This is a genomic window from Streptomyces sp. NPDC054813 (assembly GCF_053611365.1).
The window spans coordinates 80,456-97,347 of sequence record NZ_JBSHAF010000012.1 but is presented as its reverse complement, the minus strand read 5'-3'; the positions used below and the strand labels follow the sequence as shown (position 1 = coordinate 97,347).

General features: G+C 69.6%; 17 protein-coding genes and 1 tRNA gene. 9 read left to right on the top strand and 9 right to left on the bottom strand.

Translation table 11 applies throughout. The features are described 5' to 3' along the window. Positions 1–150: 150 nt before the first annotated feature. The 6 genes from ACWGJB_RS24865 to ACWGJB_RS24840 all read left to right on the top strand — a co-directional run bounded on the left by ACWGJB_RS24865 (position 151) and on the right by ACWGJB_RS24840 (position 4,315). Complete coding sequence (locus ACWGJB_RS24865) at positions 151–1,116, top strand: ABC transporter ATP-binding protein (RefSeq protein ID WP_362559838.1); 966 nt, start codon at positions 151–153, stop codon at positions 1,114–1,116. Then, positions 1,106–2,014 (top strand): ABC transporter permease, encoded by a 909-nt coding sequence (locus tag ACWGJB_RS24860; protein WP_453382309.1) that lies wholly within the window; start codon positions 1,106–1,108, stop codon positions 2,012–2,014. Before ACWGJB_RS24865 ends, ACWGJB_RS24860 begins: the two co-directional genes overlap by 11 nt. Next, entirely contained in the window at positions 2,011–2,922 is a 912-nt protein-coding gene (locus ACWGJB_RS24855; RefSeq protein ID WP_453382308.1) for an ABC transporter ATP-binding protein, read from the top strand. The genes ACWGJB_RS24860 and ACWGJB_RS24855 overlap by 4 nt, the downstream gene beginning before the upstream one ends. A 10-nt stretch (positions 2,923–2,932) precedes the next feature. Continuing rightward, positions 2,933–3,652 (top strand): ABC transporter permease, encoded by a 720-nt coding sequence (locus ACWGJB_RS24850; protein ID WP_360480941.1) that lies wholly within the window; start codon positions 2,933–2,935, stop codon positions 3,650–3,652. Between the two features lie 79 nt (positions 3,653–3,731). Next, entirely contained in the window at positions 3,732–3,944 is a 213-nt protein-coding gene (locus ACWGJB_RS24845; protein ID WP_450760519.1) for an SGM_3592 family protein, read from the top strand. 283 nt (positions 3,945–4,227) lie between these two features. Continuing rightward, a tRNA-Ser gene (locus ACWGJB_RS24840) sits at positions 4,228–4,315 on the top strand. Between the two features lie 59 nt (positions 4,316–4,374). Here ACWGJB_RS24840 and ACWGJB_RS24835 read toward each other — a convergent pair. The 9 genes from ACWGJB_RS24835 to ACWGJB_RS24795 all read right to left on the bottom strand — a co-directional run bounded on the left by ACWGJB_RS24835 (position 4,375) and on the right by ACWGJB_RS24795 (position 14,526). After that, entirely contained in the window at positions 4,375–5,172 is a 798-nt protein-coding gene (locus ACWGJB_RS24835) for an HAD family hydrolase (protein ID WP_453382307.1), read from the bottom strand. Further along, the gene (serS, locus tag ACWGJB_RS24830; RefSeq protein WP_453382306.1) at positions 5,169–6,446 is read right to left on the bottom strand and encodes a serine--tRNA ligase; all 1,278 of its coding nucleotides are present in this window, start codon (positions 6,444–6,446) and stop codon (positions 5,169–5,171) included. The genes ACWGJB_RS24835 and serS overlap by 4 nt, the downstream gene beginning before the upstream one ends. 530 nt (positions 6,447–6,976) lie before the next feature. Next, a complete protein-coding gene (gene pheA, locus ACWGJB_RS24825; protein WP_453382305.1) occupies positions 6,977–7,912 on the bottom strand; it encodes a prephenate dehydratase in 936 nt (311 codons plus the stop codon). A 98-nt stretch (positions 7,913–8,010) separates the two neighbouring features. Beyond that, complete coding sequence (gene efeB, locus ACWGJB_RS24820; protein ID WP_453382304.1) at positions 8,011–9,294, bottom strand: iron uptake transporter deferrochelatase/peroxidase subunit; 1,284 nt, start codon at positions 9,292–9,294, stop codon at positions 8,011–8,013. Between the two features lie 8 nt (positions 9,295–9,302). After that, positions 9,303–11,423 carry a copper resistance CopC/CopD family protein gene (locus ACWGJB_RS24815; protein WP_453382303.1) on the bottom strand — a complete coding sequence of 707 codons (2,121 nt, stop codon included), beginning with the start codon at positions 11,421–11,423 and terminating at the stop codon, positions 9,303–9,305. 14 nt (positions 11,424–11,437) lie between these two features. Next, a complete protein-coding gene (locus ACWGJB_RS24810; protein ID WP_453382457.1) occupies positions 11,438–11,899 on the bottom strand; it encodes a copper chaperone PCu(A)C in 462 nt (153 codons plus the stop codon). A 62-nt stretch (positions 11,900–11,961) separates the two neighbouring features. Further along, positions 11,962–12,615: an SCO family protein gene (locus ACWGJB_RS24805; protein WP_453382302.1), complete on the bottom strand. Its 654-nt coding sequence runs from the start codon at positions 12,613–12,615 to the stop codon at positions 11,962–11,964. 128 nt (positions 12,616–12,743) lie between these two features. After that, positions 12,744–13,478, bottom strand: coding sequence for a YcnI family copper-binding membrane protein (locus ACWGJB_RS24800; RefSeq protein ID WP_453382456.1), 735 nt, complete (start codon positions 13,476–13,478; stop codon positions 12,744–12,746). A gap of 160 nt (positions 13,479–13,638) precedes the next feature. After that, positions 13,639–14,526 carry a hypothetical protein gene (locus tag ACWGJB_RS24795; RefSeq protein ID WP_453382301.1) on the bottom strand — a complete coding sequence of 296 codons (888 nt, stop codon included), beginning with the start codon at positions 14,524–14,526 and terminating at the stop codon, positions 13,639–13,641. 240 nt (positions 14,527–14,766) lie between these two features. Between ACWGJB_RS24795 and ACWGJB_RS24790 the strand changes: the two genes are divergently transcribed. The 3 genes from ACWGJB_RS24790 (at position 14,767) to ACWGJB_RS24780 (ending at position 16,884) form a co-directional block, all read left to right on the top strand. Beyond that, positions 14,767–15,216, top strand: coding sequence for an ATP-binding protein (locus ACWGJB_RS24790; RefSeq protein WP_453382300.1), 450 nt, complete (start codon positions 14,767–14,769; stop codon positions 15,214–15,216). 38 nt (positions 15,217–15,254) lie between these two features. Beyond that, positions 15,255–15,830: a GNAT family N-acetyltransferase gene (locus ACWGJB_RS24785; protein WP_453382299.1), complete on the top strand. Its 576-nt coding sequence runs from the start codon at positions 15,255–15,257 to the stop codon at positions 15,828–15,830. A 121-nt stretch (positions 15,831–15,951) separates the two neighbouring features. Continuing rightward, entirely contained in the window at positions 15,952–16,884 is a 933-nt protein-coding gene (locus ACWGJB_RS24780) for an intradiol ring-cleavage dioxygenase (RefSeq protein ID WP_453382298.1), read from the top strand. Positions 16,885–16,892 lie beyond the last annotated feature (8 nt).

Below are 16,892 nucleotides of genomic sequence, written 5' to 3'. Positions count from 1 at the left end.
TCAATAGGAGTTGCAAGGCCTGTGGATAACTCTGCGTAGCTCTCAGGCAGGGGATCCCCTAGGGTCCCGTAATACTCGAGAGTGATGCGAAGACGGCTCTCGGGTCTGACGACCTCCGTGGTCCACGTCACTACCTTCGATGGCGTGACTGTGATCGCGACCGAAAGCCTGAGCAAGCGGTTCCCCCGGGTGACCGCGCTCGACCGGCTGTCCGTGGACATCGGACCCGGTGTGACCGGACTCGTCGGAGCCAACGGCGCCGGCAAGTCCACCCTGATCAAGATCCTGCTGGGTCTGTCCCCCGCCAGCGAGGGCCGAGCCGAGGTGCTCGGCCTCGACGTGGCGACCAAGGGTGCCGCCATCCGCGAGCGGGTGGGCTACATGCCGGAGCACGACTGCCTGCCGCCCGACGTCTCGGCCACCGAGTTCGTCGTGCACATGGCCCGCATGTCCGGCCTGCCGCCCGCCGCCGCGCGCGAGCGCACCGCCGACACCCTGCGCCATGTCGGGCTATACGAGGAGCGGTACCGCCCCATCGGCGGCTACTCGACCGGCATGAAGCAGCGCGTGAAGCTCGCCCAGGCGCTGGTGCACGACCCGCAGCTGGTCTTCCTGGACGAGCCGACCAACGGCCTCGACCCGGTCGGCCGCGACGAGATGCTCGGCCTGATCCGCCGTATCCACACGGACTTCGGCATCTCGGTCCTGGTCACCTCGCACCTGCTCGGTGAACTGGAGCGGACCTGCGACCACGTGGTCGTCGTCGACGGCGGCAAGCTGCTGCGCTCCAGCTCCACCACCGACTTCACCCAGTCCACCACCACCCTCGCGATCGAGGTCACCGACAGCGACGAGCACCCCGACGGCACCCGCGCGGTGCGCGACGCGCTGCACGCGCGCGGGGTGGAGACGGACCACGAGGGCGGTGGCCTGCCCGGCGCCGGCCACATCCTGCTGCTCACCGCCCAGGGCGAGGAGACGTACGACCTGGTGCGGGACGTCGTCGCCGACCTCGGGCTCGGCCTGGTGCGCATGGAGCAGCGCAGACACCACATCTCCGAGGTCTTCACCAGCAGCGACGAGCAGCGGAAGGAGGCGGCCGTCCATGGCGGTTGAGCAGCCCCTGGCCACCCCCGCGGGTGACCAGTCCCGTATCCACGACATCGGCTACCGCGGCTACGACGGCCCGCGCCTGGGCCGCGCCTACGCCCGCGTGTCCCTCTACTCGCAGACCCTGCGCGGCTCCTACGGCCTCGGCCGCTCGGTGAAGTCCAAGGTGCTGCCGATGCTGCTGTTCGCGGTGATGTGCGTGCCGGCGGCCATCATGGTGGCCGTCGCCGTCGCCACCAAGGCGCACGAACTCCCGGTGTCGTACACGCGGTACGCGATCATCATGCAGGCCGTCATCAGCCTGTACGTCGCCTCGCAGGCACCCCAGGCGGTCTCCCGCGACCTGCGCTTCAAGACCATCCCGCTGTACTTCTCACGGCCCATCGAGACCGCCGACTACGTCCGGGCCAAGTTCGCGGCCCTGGCCTCGGCGCTGTTCATCCTCACCGGCGCCCCGCTGGTCGTGCTGTACGTGGGCGCCCTGCTGTCCAAGATGGACTTCGCCCACCAGAGCAAGGGGTTCGGCCAGGGACTGGTCTCGGTGGCGCTGCTGTCCCTGCTGTTCGCCGGCATCGGCCTGGTCATCGCCTCGATCACCCCCCGCCGCGGCTTCGGCATCGCCGCCGTGATCGCCGTACTGACCATCTCCTACGGCGCGGTCTCCACCCTCCAGGCCATCGCGGACTCCCAGGGCAGCACCGGCGCCATCCCGTGGATCGGCCTGTTCTCGCCCGTCACCCTGATCGGCGGCCTGAGCACCGCCCTCCTCGGTGGCACCAACACCTTCCCGGGCGGCGACGGACCTTCCCACGCCCAGGGCGCGGTGTACGTGCTTGTCGTCCTCGGCATCATCGCCGCGAGCTATGGCCTGCTGCTGCGCCGTTACAAGAAGGTGGGACTGTGACCACGCTCTCCATCGACCACGTCTCCCGCTGGTTCGGCAACGTGGTCGCCGTCAACGACATCACCATGACCATCGGCCCCGGAGTCACCGGCCTGCTCGGCCCCAACGGCGCCGGGAAGTCGACCCTCATCAACATGATGGGCGGCTTCCTCGCCCCGTCAACCGGCACGGTCACCCTCGATGGACAGCCGACCTGGCGTAACGAGGCCATCTACAAGCACATCGGCATCGTCCCCGAGCGCGAGGCGATGTACGACTTCCTCACCGGCCGCGAATTCGTCGTCGCAAACGCCGAGTTGTACGGCCTCGGCGCCAAGGCCGCCCAGAAGGCGCTGGCCACGGTGGAGATGGAGTACGCGCAGGACCGCAAGATCTCGACGTACTCCAAGGGCATGCGCCAGCGCGTGAAGATGGCGTCCGCCCTGGTCCACGACCCCTCGCTGCTCCTGCTCGACGAGCCCTTCAACGGCATGGACCCGCGCCAGCGCATGCAGCTGATGGACCTGCTGCGGAAGATGGGCGACGAGGGCCGTACGGTGCTGTTCTCCTCGCACATCCTCGAAGAGGTCGAGCAACTCGCCTGGCACATCGAGGTGGTGGTCGCCGGCCGGCACGCGGCCAGCGGCGACTTCCGCAAGATCCGCCGTCTGATGACCGACCGCCCGCACCGTTACCTGGTCCGCTCGAGCGACGACCGCACCCTCGCGGCCGCGCTGATCGCCGACCCGTCGACCTCGGGCATCGAAGTCGACCTCACCGAGGGCGCGTTGCGTATCCAGGCCGTCGACTTCGGCCGCTTCACCGCCCTGCTGCCGAGGGTCGCCCGCGACCACGGCATCCGGCTGCTCACGGTCTCGCCGTCCGACGAGTCCCTCGAATCCGTGTTCTCTTATCTGGTCGCGGCGTAGGAGGCCGAAGATGTACGACCCCACAGTCGCCCGGCTCACCTATCGAGCCCTGCTCGGCCGTCGCCGGGCCCTCATCCTGGGGGCGCTGCCCCTGCTGCTCATCGCGATCTCGGTCGTCGTCCGCGGCCTCGCCGGCGCCGACGACCAGACCGCCTCCGACCTGCTCGGCGGCCTCGCGCTGGCGACCATGGTGCCGATCATCGGCGTCATCGCCGGCACGGGGGCGATCGGCCCGGAGATCGACGACGGCTCGGTGGTGTACCTGCTGTCCAAGCCGATCAAACGGCCGACGATCATCCTCACCAAGCTGATCGTGGCGATCGCCGTGACGATGGTGTTCTCGGCCCTGCCGACGCTGATCGCGGGCTTCATCCTCAACGGCAACGGCCAGCAGATCGCCGTCGCCTACACGGTCGCCGCGCTGGTCGCGTCGATCGCCTACGCGGCGCTCTTCCTGCTGCTGGGCACGGTGTCCCGGCACGCGGTCGTCTTCGGGCTCGTCTACGCGCTGGTCTGGGAGGCGCTGTTCGGCTCCCTCGTCCCGGGGGCGCGCACGCTGAGCGTACAGCAGTGGTCCCTGGCGGTCGCCCACAAGGTGACGGGCGGCGAACTGGTCACGTCCGACGTGTCCCTGGTGACGGCCACGGTGCTGCTGATCGCGGTGACGGTGCTGGCCACCTGGTACGCCGGCCAGAAGCTGCGCTCGCTGACGCTGGCGGGCGAGGAGTAGACGCCCGCTTTATTGACGGGGGCTTCATCTCTGTCCGGGCACACTGGACAAAGCGGGTGCACTGCGTAGGAGGCGCGGGATGGCTGAGGGGTTCGGAGACGGGGACTGGGACGGGGTTGTCCTGGACGAGGACTTCATACGGTCCGCGGGGACTTCGGAGCCGTCCGCGCGGGCGCGGATGCTGGCCGCGAGGTGGAAGGCCGAGGGGCCGGAGCCGCAGCCGTGGCGGTCGGACGAGCCGCCGGCGGGCTGGTTCTTCAGCAAGGGGCGGCGTAGGTGGTGGCGCCGGTGAGGTTGTGGGGTGGCTGCGGGCCGGGTGAGGGCTGGTCGCGCAGTTCACCGCACCCCTGAAGGGGCGCGTGCAGCGGGCGCCTCTCAGAAAATCAGTAGCGCCCATCTCGGCTCAAAGGCACAGTTGTTGTGTCACCCCACCATCTGGGAGAGGAGCCGGACGATGTCCATGCACGACAGTACGTCCCGCTCCCGTCAGGGCAGTCCGCGGCGGATCGCCATGTAGCTGCCCGGGGCGGCCGCTTCGAGCACGCGATGGTCGCTCTCGCGTGGGCCGCCCACCCGGAGGATTGGCCGAGTGGTAAGGCACTGGCTTGCTAAGCCTTGGTCGGGCCTGGAAAGCCCGCGCACGTTCGATCCGTGCATCCTCCGCAGAACTTGTCGGCGTGCGTGAACGGGTCCCACCCCAGGGGCGCAGTCGACCGACAACCTCAGCCGAGCAGACGCTCCAGCACCACCGCAATGCCGTCCTCCTCGTTGGAAGACGTCACCTCGTCCGCCACAGCCTTCAGCTCCTCATGAGCGTTGGCCATAGCCACGCCCCGAGCCGCCCAGGCGAACATCGGGATGTCGTTCGGCATGTCGCCGAAGGCGATCGTGTCCGCGGACTTGAAGCCCAGCCGGCGCGCGGCCAGGGACAGGCCCGTCGCCTTCGAGAGACCGAGGGGGAGCAGCTCCACGATTCCCTCGCCCGCCATGGCCACCGTGACAAAGCCCCCGGCCGCCTGCCGTGCGGCTTCCGCCAGTTCGTCGTCGGACAGCTCCGGGTGCTGTATGTAGATCTTGTTCAGCGGGGCCGACCAGAGGTCGGCCGCGTCGGTGAAGGGGACCGACGGGAGATGGCCCGTCACCGCGTACCCCGGCCCCACCAGCACGTCGCCGTCGAGGCCGTCGCGGCTCGCGGCGAGGTACAGCGGGCCGACCTCCGCCTCGATCTTCGCCAGGGCGACCCCGGCCAGCTGACGGTCCAGCGTCACGGACGTCAGCAGGCGGTGCGACCCGGCGTCGTACACCTGCGCCCCCTGGGCGCAGACGGCGAGGCCGTCGTAGCCGAGGTCGTCGAGGATGTGCCGGGTCCAGGGGGCCCCGCGGCCGGTGACGACGATGTGCGCGGCGCCCGCCGCGGTGGCCGCGGCGAGCGCGTCACGGGTGCGCTGCGAGATCGACTCGTCGGGGCCGAGGAGCGTTCCGTCGAGGTCGGTGGCGATGAGCCCGTAGGGGAAGCTCACCGGGACACCGGCTCCAGGACCTCCCGGCCGCCCAGGTACGGGCGCAGCACCTCGGGGACCCGGACCGATCCGTCGGCCAGCTGGTGGTTCTCCAGGATGGCCACGATCGTGCGCGGTACGGCGCACAGCGTGCCGTTCAGCGTGGCCAGCGGCTTGACCTGCTTGCCGTCACGGACCCGGATCGACAGCCGGCGGGACTGGAACTCGGTGCAGTCCGACGTCGACGTCAGCTCGCGGTACTTGCCCTGCGTCGGGATCCACGCCTCGCAGTCGAACTTGCGGGCCGCGGAGGAGCCGAGGTCACCGGTGGCGACGTCGATCACGCGGAACGGCAGCTCCAGCGAGGTCAGCCACTGCTTCTCCCAGGCCAGCAGACGCTGGTGCTCCGCCTCCGAGTCCTCGGGGGCGACGTAGGAGAACATCTCGACCTTGTCGAACTGGTGGACGCGGAAGATGCCCTTGGTGTCCTTGCCGTGCGAACCGGCCTCGCGGCGGAAGCAGGGAGAGAAGCCGGCGTAGCGCAGCGGGAGCCGCTCGGCGTCGATGATCTCGTCCATGTGGTACGCGGCGAGGGCCACCTCGGACGTGCCGACCAGGTAGAGGTCGTCCTTGTCCAGGTGGTAGACGTCCTGGGCCGCCTGGCCGAGGAAGCCGGTGCCCGCCATGGACTGCGGCCGGACCAGCGCCGGGGTCAGCATCGGCGTGAAGCCGGCCTCGGTGGCCTGCGCGATCGCCGCGTTGACCAGCGCCAGCTCCAGGAGGGCGCCGACACCGGTCAGGAAGTAGAAGCGGGAGCCGGAGACCTTGGCGCCGCGCTCGACGTCGATCGCGCCGAGCAGCTGGCCCAGCTCCAGGTGGTCCTTGGGCTCGAAGCCCTCGGCACCGAAGTCACGGATCGTGCCGTGCTCCTCGAGGGTGACGAAGTCCTCCTCGCCGCCGACGGGCACGTCGGGGTGGACGAGGTTGCCGAGCCTGAGCAGCAGCTCCTGGGTCTCGGCGTCGGCCGCGTCGCGCTCGGCGTCGGCGGTCTTGACGTCGGCGGCGAGCTGGCCGGCCTTCTTCAGCAGTTCCGCCTTCTCGTCCCCGGAGGCCTTGGGGATGAGCTTGCCGAGCTGCTTCTGTTCGTTGCGCAGCTCGTCGAAGCGGACGCCGGAGGACCTGCGCCGCTCGTCGGCGGAGAGGAGGGCGTCGACGAGCGCGACGTCCTCTCCACGGGCGCGCTGGGACGCGCGCACACGGTCGGGGTCCTCACGGAGCAGGCGTAGGTCAATCACAGAGCCAAGGCTACCGGTGTGGGGTTGCCCCCCACTAATCACTATTGACCCGTGTTCCGAATCGCGGCTTACGTTCCGTTATGGGGGAATTGCCGAGCGTGTCAATATAAAGTGTCTCACTCCCCGAGACGGGGCAAGCGCGCGGCCCGCGGTTGACTCGATTTCCTTGTGCGGAGCGGGACTTGGGGGTGGAGTTGTCCACAGGAATCCACACCCTCGCGAGAGTTATCCACAGGCTGTGTGGACGAGGTGTGGACTTCGGAATCGATCACTCCGGCCTCGGCGTGCGAAGAGAGGAATTCCCCGCTCAAACCGGGGCAACACCCACTTTCGAGTGGAAAGACGTCGCTCCAAAAGATGAACCATGGGAAACGAGTGGACGAAGGGTGATGTGAGTGATCGCCGGCCCGCCTGTGGGTTGTAGGCCGATTTGTCGACAGAGTCAGGTGTTGCTGTCGACTTGTCCCCAGGTCGAGTTGGGGACCTGTGGATAACCCCTGTGGATAACGTAGATATGAAGGTATGGCCGGTTAGAAACGGCCGTCCTGGCAGCGCGCCACCCAGTCCGAGGCCGCCATGAACTCCTCGTCCGACGTCCCCGGCCGAGTCGGCCCCATGGTCTCGCCCGGCTTGATGTCCGCTCGCGGGTACGAGCCGAGGAACCGGACCTGCCGGCAGATCCGCTTGAGCCCCATCAGGGCCTCCGCCACCCGGCGGTCGGAGATATGTCCCTCGGCGTCGATGCAGAAGCAGTAGTTGCCGATGCCGGCGCCGGTGGGCCGGGACTGCAGCAGCATCAGGTTGATGCCCCGGGTGGCGAACTCGCCGAGCAGGTCGCGCAGCCCGCCGGGGTGGTCGTCGTTCTGCCAGAGCACGACCGAGGTCTTGTCCGCGCCGGTCGGGGCCGCGGGCCGGGCCGGACGGCCGACCAGGACGAACCGGGTCTGCGCGTTCTTCGCGTCGTGGATCTCGGTCTCCAGGGCCTCCAGGCCGTACCGCTCGGCCGCGAACTCACCGGCGAACGCGGCGTCGTAGCGGCCCTCCTGCACCAGCCGGGCGCCGTCCGCGTTCGAGGCGGCGGACTCCCAGAGGGCGTTGGGGAGGTGGGCCCGCAACCAGTTGCGGACCTGCGGCTGGGCGACCGGGTGCGCGGTCACCGTCTTGATCTCGGAGAGTTTGGTGCCCGGGCGGACCAGCAGCGCGAAAGTGATCGACAGCAGCACCTCGCGGTAGATCGTCAGCGGCTCGCCCGCGACCAGCTCGTCGAGGGTCGTGGTGACCCCGCCCTCGACGGAGTTCTCGATCGGCACGAAGGCGGCCTCGGCCTCGCCGCCCCGCACCGCGTCCAGCGCTGACTGCACGGAGACGTATGGGATCAGCTCCCGGGTGGCCGCCTCCGGAAGAGTGCGCAGGGCGACTTCGGTGAAGGTGCCTTCGGGACCGAGATACGCATAGCTCGCTGGCATGTCCCTCACCCTAATGGGCGCAGGGGGGCGCGGCTCACTTGTCCCATCGGATCCACTCGACCGGGTGGTTTGAAACCCGGAAGCGCAACTGTCCGGCCTCAGCCCTCCAGCAGCCGCTGCCCCACGTACTCCCCGTCGGCCGCCCCGCCCGGCACGGCGAACAGGCCGCTCGCCTCGTGCCGGATGTACTGCGAGAGCGCGTCCCCGCGGTCCAGCTTCCGCTGCACCGGCACGAACCCGCGCAGCGGATCCGCCTGCCAGCAGACGAAGAGCAACCCCGCGTCCGGCGTTCCGTCGGCGTCGATGCCGTCGTGGTACGAGAACGGACGCCGCAGGATGGCCGCGCCCCCGTTCTGGTCGGGCCGGGTGATCCGGGCATGGGCGTTGATCGGGACGACGTACTCGCCGTCGGCCCTGGCCTTCTCCAGGTCCATCGCCGTCGTCTCGGAGCCCCCGGACAGTGGTGCCCCGTTCGACTTCTTGCGCCCGATGACGTTCTCCTGGGCCGTGAGCGACAGCTTCTCCCAGTCGTCGAGGAGCATGCGGATCCGGCGTACGACGGCGTAGGAGCCGTTCGCCATCCAGGCCGGGTCGTTCGAACCGGAGGCCGGTACGAAGATCCGTTTGTCGAAGTCGGAGTCCGTCGGCTTCGGATTGCGCGTGCCGTCCAGCTGGCCCATGAGGTTGCGGGCCGTCATGGGGTGGGTGGTGGCGCCCGGGGTGCGGTTGAAGCCGTTCATCTGCCAGCGGACCCTGGCCGCGCTGCCCGCGTCCTTCTGGACGGCACGCAGCGCGTGGAAGGCGACCAGGGCGTCGTCGGCGCCGATCTGCACCCACAGGTCGCCGTTGCTGCGCGACCTGTCGAGGTGGTCGGAGGAGAAGTCGGGCAGCGGGTCAAGGGCGGAGGGGCGCTGCTTCTCCAGGCCGGTGCGGGTGAAGAAGCTGTTGCCGAAGCCGAAGGTGACGGTCAGCGACGAGGGACCGGCGTCACGGGCCACGTCCGTGTCGTCCTGGGTCATCGCCTCGCCCGCCATCAGCCGCTCGGCCGTCGTCGACCAGCGACGCAGCAGCGCGGCCGCCTCCTTCCGCCCCGCGCCCGCCGCCAGGTCGAAGGCGATGAGATGGCCGCGCGCCTGGAGGCCCTCGGTGATGCCGGGCTGATGTTTCCCGTGAAACATCGCCCGGTCGGAGCCCACCGTGCTGAGCGGGGTGGCCTGTGCGGGCGCGGCCGCGTAGCCGACGCCCGCGCCTGCCGCGCCGAGCACGAGTCCGGTGGCCCCGGCGGTACCGAGCAGTGCGCGCCGGCTGACGCCTTGGGCCGGGGGAGCCGACGGGCTCTCCTCGGTGACCGACGGACGGAGGGACTGGGACGGTTCAGCCATGGTGCGGTTCAGCCGATCTGCGCGTTCTTGGAGACGGTCACCTGGTCGATGTCGGAGGTCCGCACGGTCACGGAGATCTGCCAATCGCCGGCCATGGGGATCTGCACTCCGTTGGCGGCCCAGTGGCCGGTGGTGACGTGGTCGGGGGCGACGGGAAGCGGCCCGATCTTCTTGGCGGCGAGCGTGAAGGCGACCTTCACCTCGGGGATGTCGAAGGCCCGGCCGTTGGGGCGCTGGACGTAGACGTGCATCTCGTTGCTGCCCACGGCCGCGGGGTCGAGGTCGACGCGGACGACGCCCTTGCCGTCCTTGCCGCCGGTGTCGAAGGACATGTCGAGGGTCAGCGCGCCCGAGGACGAGTTCGATGCGGAGGACGAGGAGGAGGACACCGCCGCGGCGGTGGCCTTGGCATCCTGCTCGGTGCGGCCCGGTTCGGTCTGCGTCAGCACGGTCGTGACCGCGAGCAGGGCGACGGCGACCCCTGCCTCGGCGAGCACCGAGCGGCGCAGGCCGAAGCGGTTGGGGTCGGCGTCGCGGACGCGCTTCTGCCGGGCGGCGTCCTTGGCGGCCTGCTGCCTGGCCAGTTGGGCTGCGCGGTCGGGGTCCGCGGAGTCGTCACCAGCGGAGCCGCCCTTGCCGGAGACCTTGGTGCCGGACGTGCCGGACGTGCCGGACGTGCCGGACGTGCCGGACGTGCCGGAAGCGGCGGCAACGGCGGAAGCGGCGGACGCACCGGAGGTGCCAGAAGTGGCGGACGCGGCAGAAGCGCTGGACGCGCTGGACTTGACCGACGCCTCCTTCGTGGCCGCGGACGCCTTGACGGTCTCCTTCGCTTCCTCCGCATCGGTGACTTCCCCGACCGAGTCCTCCGTCACCGTCTCCGTCTCCGTCACCGCCGTCTCCGCGAGCCGTCCCGTCCACCGCCGCGAGATGGACGCGATGCCGACCAGCAGCGCCACCAGCGCGATCTTGACCAGCAGCAGCTGTCCGTAGGCCGTGTCGGTGAACGCCGACCAGGAGCCGAGCTGGCGCCAGGACTGGTAGATGCCGGTGGCGACCAGTGCCACCACGCTTCCGAAGGCCACCCGGGAGAAGCGGTGTACGGCGGTGGACTCGACCGGGATGTCGGCCGGCGCCCGGTAGAGGGCGAACAGCAGGGCGGTCAGGCCGCCCAGCCAGGTGGCGACGGCGAGCAGATGGATGACGTCGACGGGCATCGCGATGCCCGGCTGGAGCCCGGTGGAGGCGTGCTCGGCCATGGCCCAGCTCGCCGCGAGCCCGGCGGCCACGACGGTGCCGCCGATGGCGAGCCCGAAGGTCAGGTCCCGCTTCTCCGCGCCCTCCTCACGCTTGTCGTAGGCCCCGAAGAGGACGGCGATGAACAGCGCGGCGGCCGCGAGCAGCAGCAGCCGGGAGATCAGGGCGGCGCCGGGCTTGGTCTGGAGGACCTGGCCGAGCAGGTTCAGGTCGAAGATGTCGCCGAAGCTGCCGGAGGTGGTGTAGGAGCCGCGCAGGAGCAGCAGCCAGAGGGTGGCCGCGGTGAGGGTCAGCCAGCCGCCGACGACCAGCCGCTGCAAGGCCTGTACGCCGGCGCCGCGCTGCCAGCAGGCGAGCACGAAGGCGGCGCCGCCGACGAGCACGATGTATCCGGCGTACGACATGTACCGCCCGAAGCCGTAGAGCCAGCCGACGACCCCGCCGCCCGCGTCCTGGTCCCCGACCGAGGCGACAGTCTTGGAAGGCGCGCCGACGGAGAAGGTGTAGGCGCCGGCGACGGGGTGGCTGTCCGCCGAGACGACCTGCCAGGCGACGGTGTACGTGCCCTTGCCCAGCCCGCTCTTGAGCTGGACGCCGTAGGTCGTCCCGGTCAGGTTGTTCGGCTTGGCCACGTCGACCCGTTTGCCCCCGGGGTCGAGGACCCGGATCGAGTTGCTGTTCAGCGACACGTTCTCGGAGAACGTGAGCGAGACCTGGTCGGGTGCCTTCGGGACCACCACCCCCTGGGCGGGGTCGCTGCCGGTCAGCGCGGCGTGCGCGGCGGCCGGCCCGGCGCCGGCCAGCAGCGCGCCGGTGACGGCGAGGAACAGCAGCACCAGCGTGCGCAGGCGGGGGGTGATGGTCCGCGTCAAGGTCGGTCCCTCCCTCAGTGTCCGGTCGACGGGTTGTACGTGGCGGACCTCACCGGCATCTCGACGGTGAGCGGACCGGATTCGGCGAACTTCAGCTTCAGGGTGATCGTGTCGCCCTGCTTCGGGCGGCGCTTCAGCTTCTCGAACATCAGATGGTTGCCACCGCTTTTGAACACGAGTTGACCGTGGGCGGGCACCTCGAAGGAGCTGACCTCCTGCATCGCCCCGCCGTTGGTCTCGTGCATGGTGACCTGGCCGGCGGAGTCGCTGGTGACGGACGTCAGCTCGTCGTTGGTGGCGCCCTTGTTGGTGATCGTCAGGAATCCGGCGGCCATGTCGGCGGAGACCGGCTGGGGCATGTAAGAGGCGCCGACGGAGAGTCCGGTTCCCGAGGAGCCAGAAGAATCCGAGCCGCCGCAGCCCGCCAGGACCAGCGCGCCGGCCAGGGCTATGCCGGTCGTGGCCACGCCGGTCAGGGCGAGCCGCCGCCCGGTCAGCGCCGGGCGGGGCAGTGCCCGGAGGTTCAGGGCCGGACGCCTCACGGGTTCTCCCCCTTGATCAGCTTGGGGAGGTCCTTGGTGTAGTCGTCGACGGTGGCGTTCTCGCCGTAGAGGACGTAACCGCCGTTGGTCTTCGGTGAGAACGCCATGACCTGAGTGCCGTGCACCGAGACGGTCTTGCCGGTCTTCTTGTCCTTGTGGGTCGGCTCGATGGAGATGCCGATGGTGCGGGCGCCGGCCTGGATGGTGGAGAAGTCGCCGGTCAGGCCGATGAACTGGGAGTCGATGCCCTTGAGCCACTTGCCGAGCTCGGCCGGGGTGTCGCGGGCGGGGTCGGTGGTGACGAACACGACCCGCAGCTTGGCCTGGTCGGCCTTGGGCAGCGCCTTCTTGGCGACCGCGAGGTTGTTCATGGTCAGCGGGCAGACGTCGGGGCAGTGCGTGTAGCCGAAGTAGATGAGCGTCGGCCTGCCCTTGGTCTCGGCGCGCAGGTCGTACTTCTTGCCGTGGGTGTCGGTGAGCACCAGATCAGGCTTCTCGAACGGCTGGTCCAGGATGGTCGCGGCCTTGTTCGAGGTGTCCCCGGCGACCACGGTCACGGGTGACTTGCTGTCGTCGCCGCTGCCGCAGGCGGAGAGGGTCAGGGTGGCGGCGGCGAGCAGCGCGGCCGCGGCGAACGTCTTCTTGCGCATAGGAAAATGTCCCAGATGTGAGAGATCCGGCGCGCACCGGGGGCGTACGAGAGCTACCGGGGCGTACGAGAGCTGTCGGAGCCTCGACAGCCTCGCACGGCCCCCTGTGCGCGCTAAGGACGTGGAGCTCAGGCCTCGGAGCCGGTGGACCGGCGGCGGCCGGCGAGGACGCCGTAGGCGACCCCGGCCGCGCCGACCACGATGCCGACGACGCCGAGGACACGGGCGGTGGTGTCACCGCCGCCCGAGGAGCCGGAGTCGTCGGAGGCCGTGGTCTCGGTCTTGGCCGCGGTGTCCTCGGCGGTGGTGGTCCCGTGGTGGTCGTCGGTGGCGGCGGACAGCGCGAGGGCCGGGGCCGGGTTCTCGGGCTCCTCCTGGCCCTTCTGCTGGACCTCGATCCAGCGGACGACCTCCTTGTCGGAGTACGTCTGGATCGCCTTGAAGACCAGTTCGTCGGTGTCCTCGGGCAGGGCGCCAACGGAGAGCGGGAACTTCTGGAAGTAGCCGGGCTCGACCCCCTTGTCCTCGGCGGTCCAGGTGACCTTGGTGACCGCCTCGGAGATCGTCTCGCCGTGCATCTCCATCGGCTTGGCCAGTTTGGACTTGGTGACCTCGACCTTCCAGCCGGCCATCGGCTGCGGCATCACGGAGGCCAGCGGGTGGTCGGCGGGGAAGTTGACCTCGAGCTTGGTGGTCGAGGCGTTGTCCCGCTCGTTGGGGACCTTGAAGTCGATGACCGCGTAACCGCCCTTGGCGGCGGTGCCCTCGGGCTGCACGCTGACGTGTGCGAACGCGGGCGAGGAGACGGCCAGGACGGCCGTGCCCGCGACGGCGGTGACGGCGGCGATACGAGAAGCCTTCATGGCACGGAAAGCCTTCATGGCAGGGAGCACTCCACTCTGAGTGAGTTCTGTCGTTGAGGGGGCGCACGGGCAGCGGGAAGCGCACGCGCGCGTGCCGCGCGACGGCGGCAGACCCCTCCGGATCCGGACAGATCCCGGGAAGTGTTCTGGTCGCGTCGCGTCAGGCGGCGAGAACGAGTACGGCGGCGGCCATGGGCGGCCCACGCCGGATCACGGAGTGCTGGAGTGCGACGGTGTGCGGCGCGGGCGGCTCGTCCCAGGTGTTGCGACGGCTGTGCGCGGGCGCCTCGGGTATGGCCACGAGCCCGGCGCGCAGAGCGCACGCCAGCGCGAGCGCCCCGCGCAGGGAACGGACGAGCGCCCCCTCGGCGACCCCGTGCGCCGACAGCTCGAGCAGCCGCAGCAACGCCAGGTCGCCCCGGCGCAGCAGCCATCCGGCGACGACGGCCGCGAGGAGGTGTCCGAGGAGCATGGGCACGGAGGGCAGCAGCGAGCCGGAGGCACCGGTGGCGTCCCCCGCATGGGTCGTCCCGCTCAGGCCCGCGGCCGAGCCGGAGGTGGAGGTGCTGAGATGGGCGTCGGAGAGGATCTTGTACGCGTGGGCGGGGCTGAGCTGCGCCGCCCCGGCCCCGCACACCAGCCGCGCGGCCCGCTCGACCAGCGAGGCGTCACTCGCCGACAGGGAAGTCAGGGAAGCCGTCGACGACATGCCCGGCATCGACGACATGGAGGTCGACATCGACATCGAGCCGGCCGACATCGCCGCGCCGCCGTGCTGACCGAGCCCGAACAGCGTGTGCAGGGTGGTCTGCATGACCGCGAGGAGTGCCACGATCCCCGGCAGCGTGCGGGCCCGCCCGGTGAGCGGGGCGACGAGTGCCAGGGTGCCCAGGAAGCCCGCGCCGAGCGTCCACAGCGGAACGGTCGCGCAGGATGCCAGTGTGTGCCCCGCCGCGGCCAGCACGACACAGAGCGCGGCGAACACCGCGGCCCGCAGGAGCCGCAGTCCGCTTCCGGTGCGCGACGCGCGCGGGTGGGGGGCGTTCATGGCGGGCTCATCATCGCACTGGGCCCGCACCCGCCATACGGCAGGTCCAACAGATTCGGTTACCGGTGAAAGGAGTGAAAGAACCGGAAGATCGTCCTTGCTGCGAACCGCCCACTCATACACCGAAACCTCCCAAGGCGCATCCCCCGGATGGGCGTTCTCACATGAACGGAGTGCTTACACCCGTGCACGGGTGGCAATAGGTATCGGTATGTCGAGCCGCGGCCAGGAGGCTGGAGCATGAGCATCTGGTGGTCACTCCATCTGCGGCGTGAGGCCGCGAGCGTCCCGCTCGCCCGGCGACTGCTGATCGGCACGATGGAGACGGCGGGCGTCGATCCCGAGATCTCCTACGACCTCTCCGTCGCCCTCAGTGAGGCCTGCGCGAACGCCGTGGAGCACGGCGGGGCGGGCCGCCCTTCGGAGGCGTACCGGGTCACCGCCTACCTGGACGGCGAGAAGTGCCGTATCGAAGTGGCCGATTCCGGCCCGGGGTTGGGTCCGGGGTTCGCCCGCACCCAGGAGATCAGGCCCGCGCGCCCCGACGCCGAGCACGGCAGAGGGCTCTGTCTGATCAGAGAACTCGCCGATCACGTCCACATCGGCAACAAGCCGGGTCGTGGTGGCACGGTGGTCAGCTTCGACAAGATCCTCAAGTGGACCAAAGATCCTTCCCTGCTTTCGGCATGACTCTCCCTCCTGCATAAGCCGCGCGCTAGGGTGCGCGCATGATTCTCGGAAAGATTAAAGAAAACGCAATCCGGCCCGGCGTGATATTGCGTCCCATTGCCGTAGGCGACGCGAAACCGCTGTCCGCCGCGTACGTCGGCAACCGAAAGCATCTCGAACCCTGGGAACCGCTCAGACCCGAGTCCTTCTTCACCGTCGAGGGTCAGACCGAACGCATCGATGGCCTGCTGCGACAGGCCGCCGACGGGATCATGGTCCCCTGGGTCATGGAGGCGGCCGAGGACCGCCGGATCGTCGGCGCGATCACCCTTTCCGGAATTTCCCTGGGTCCTTTCTGTAGTTCGTACGTCGGCTATTGGGTGGCCGGTGATCAGCAGGGCCGCGGTCTGGCCAGCGCCGCCCTGGAGCGGGTCTGCGAGATCGCCCGGGATGTCCTGGGACTCCACCGGATCGAGGCGTCCACCCTGATCGACAACACGACGTCGCAACGCGTGCTGAAGAAATGCGGATTCGAGACGATCGGAGATGCGCCGCAGTATCTCCACATCAATGGAGAATGGCGGGACAGCCGGCTGTTCCAGCGGGTTCTGCACGACCGCGACCCGGCCCTGTGATGACGTCGCCCCACCTCTGTGACCAGTGTTTTTCCGCCGGGTTCAGCTTCCTGGGCGTTCACAGCCGGTTGCCAGCCCCTGCCCATGCCCCTGACACCCGGCCTTCCTAGCTTCGTCGGCCATGACGGGAAACCACAAAGACACGTCGATCACCCGCCGCCGCGCCCTCGTGGTGTCCGGCGGCACGGTGGCGGCCGGCGGCCTCGCGGTCGCCGGCTTCCAGTCGGCCTTCGCCGATGCGACCGACACCGGCACCGACGCGGACGCCACGGCCTCCGCCAGTTCCACCAGCAGTGAGTGCATGACGCTGATGAGCAGCGTCACGGAGGGCCCGTACTACCTCGATGGTGCCTTGGTGCGCAAGGACATCACCGAGGGCAAGGCCGGCGTCCCGCTCACCCTTCGCCTGACCGTCGTGGACGCCACCGACGGCTGCACCCCGGTCAAGGGTGCCGCGGTCGAGATCTGGCACTGCGACGCCTGGGGCTACTACTCCGGTTACACCACCGCCAACCCGGGCGGCTCCGCCCCCGCGGAGAGCGAGGAGGGCGACTCCGCCGACGACAACACCTATCTGCGCGGCTACCAGATCGCCAACGCCAACGGGGTCGTCAAGTTCGAGACGATCTTCCCCGGCTGGTACACCCCGCGTACCTGTCACATCCACGTGAAGGTGCACACGGGCGGCGAGAAGGAGGACGGCACCTACGAGGGCGGCATCGTCAACTACACCGGCCAGCTGTTCTTCGCCGACGACATCGCCGAGGAGATCTTCACCCTCGACCCCTACGCGAAGCACACCGGCAGCTACACCGTCCTCGCCGACGACATGGTCTACGACGGCGGGGGTGCCTCCAGCGGTCTGCTGACCCTGAAGGCCGTGCACAAGAAGGACCCTTCGAAGGGTTACAAGGGTTCCCTGACCCTGGGCATCGACCCGGACGCCGAGAACACGGGCGCCGGCAGCGGCGGCGGAGGCACCCCGCCCAGCGGCGCTCCGACGGGCACTCCGCCGAGCGACAGCGCCTCCCCTTCGGCCTCCGCCTCCTCATAAGGTAAGGG

What these genes read in the sequence shown, in the direction of transcription:
- ACWGJB_RS24800 (WP_453382456.1), bottom strand. Translation starts at nt 13,478, where the DNA reads ATGAAGGCTTCTCGTATCGCCGCCGTCACCGCCGTCGCGGGCACGGCC.
- ACWGJB_RS24795 (WP_453382301.1), bottom strand. Translation starts at nt 14,526, where the DNA reads ATGAACGCCCCCCACCCGCGCGCGTCGCGCACCGGAAGCGGACTGCGG.
- ACWGJB_RS24860 (WP_453382309.1), top strand. Translation starts at nt 1,106, where the DNA reads ATGGCGGTTGAGCAGCCCCTGGCCACCCCCGCGGGTGACCAGTCCCGT.
- ACWGJB_RS24790 (WP_453382300.1), top strand. Translation starts at nt 14,767, where the DNA reads ATGAGCATCTGGTGGTCACTCCATCTGCGGCGTGAGGCCGCGAGCGTC.
- pheA (WP_453382305.1), bottom strand. Translation starts at nt 7,912, where the DNA reads ATGCCAGCGAGCTATGCGTATCTCGGTCCCGAAGGCACCTTCACCGAA.
- ACWGJB_RS24785 (WP_453382299.1), top strand. Translation starts at nt 15,255, where the DNA reads ATGATTCTCGGAAAGATTAAAGAAAACGCAATCCGGCCCGGCGTGATA.
- ACWGJB_RS24850 (WP_360480941.1), top strand. Translation starts at nt 2,933, where the DNA reads ATGTACGACCCCACAGTCGCCCGGCTCACCTATCGAGCCCTGCTCGGC.
- efeB (WP_453382304.1), bottom strand. Translation starts at nt 9,294, where the DNA reads ATGGCTGAACCGTCCCAGTCCCTCCGTCCGTCGGTCACCGAGGAGAGC.
- ACWGJB_RS24805 (WP_453382302.1), bottom strand. Translation starts at nt 12,615, where the DNA reads ATGCGCAAGAAGACGTTCGCCGCGGCCGCGCTGCTCGCCGCCGCCACC.
- ACWGJB_RS24780 (WP_453382298.1), top strand. Translation starts at nt 15,952, where the DNA reads ATGACGGGAAACCACAAAGACACGTCGATCACCCGCCGCCGCGCCCTC.
- ACWGJB_RS24845 (WP_450760519.1), top strand. Translation starts at nt 3,732, where the DNA reads ATGGCTGAGGGGTTCGGAGACGGGGACTGGGACGGGGTTGTCCTGGAC.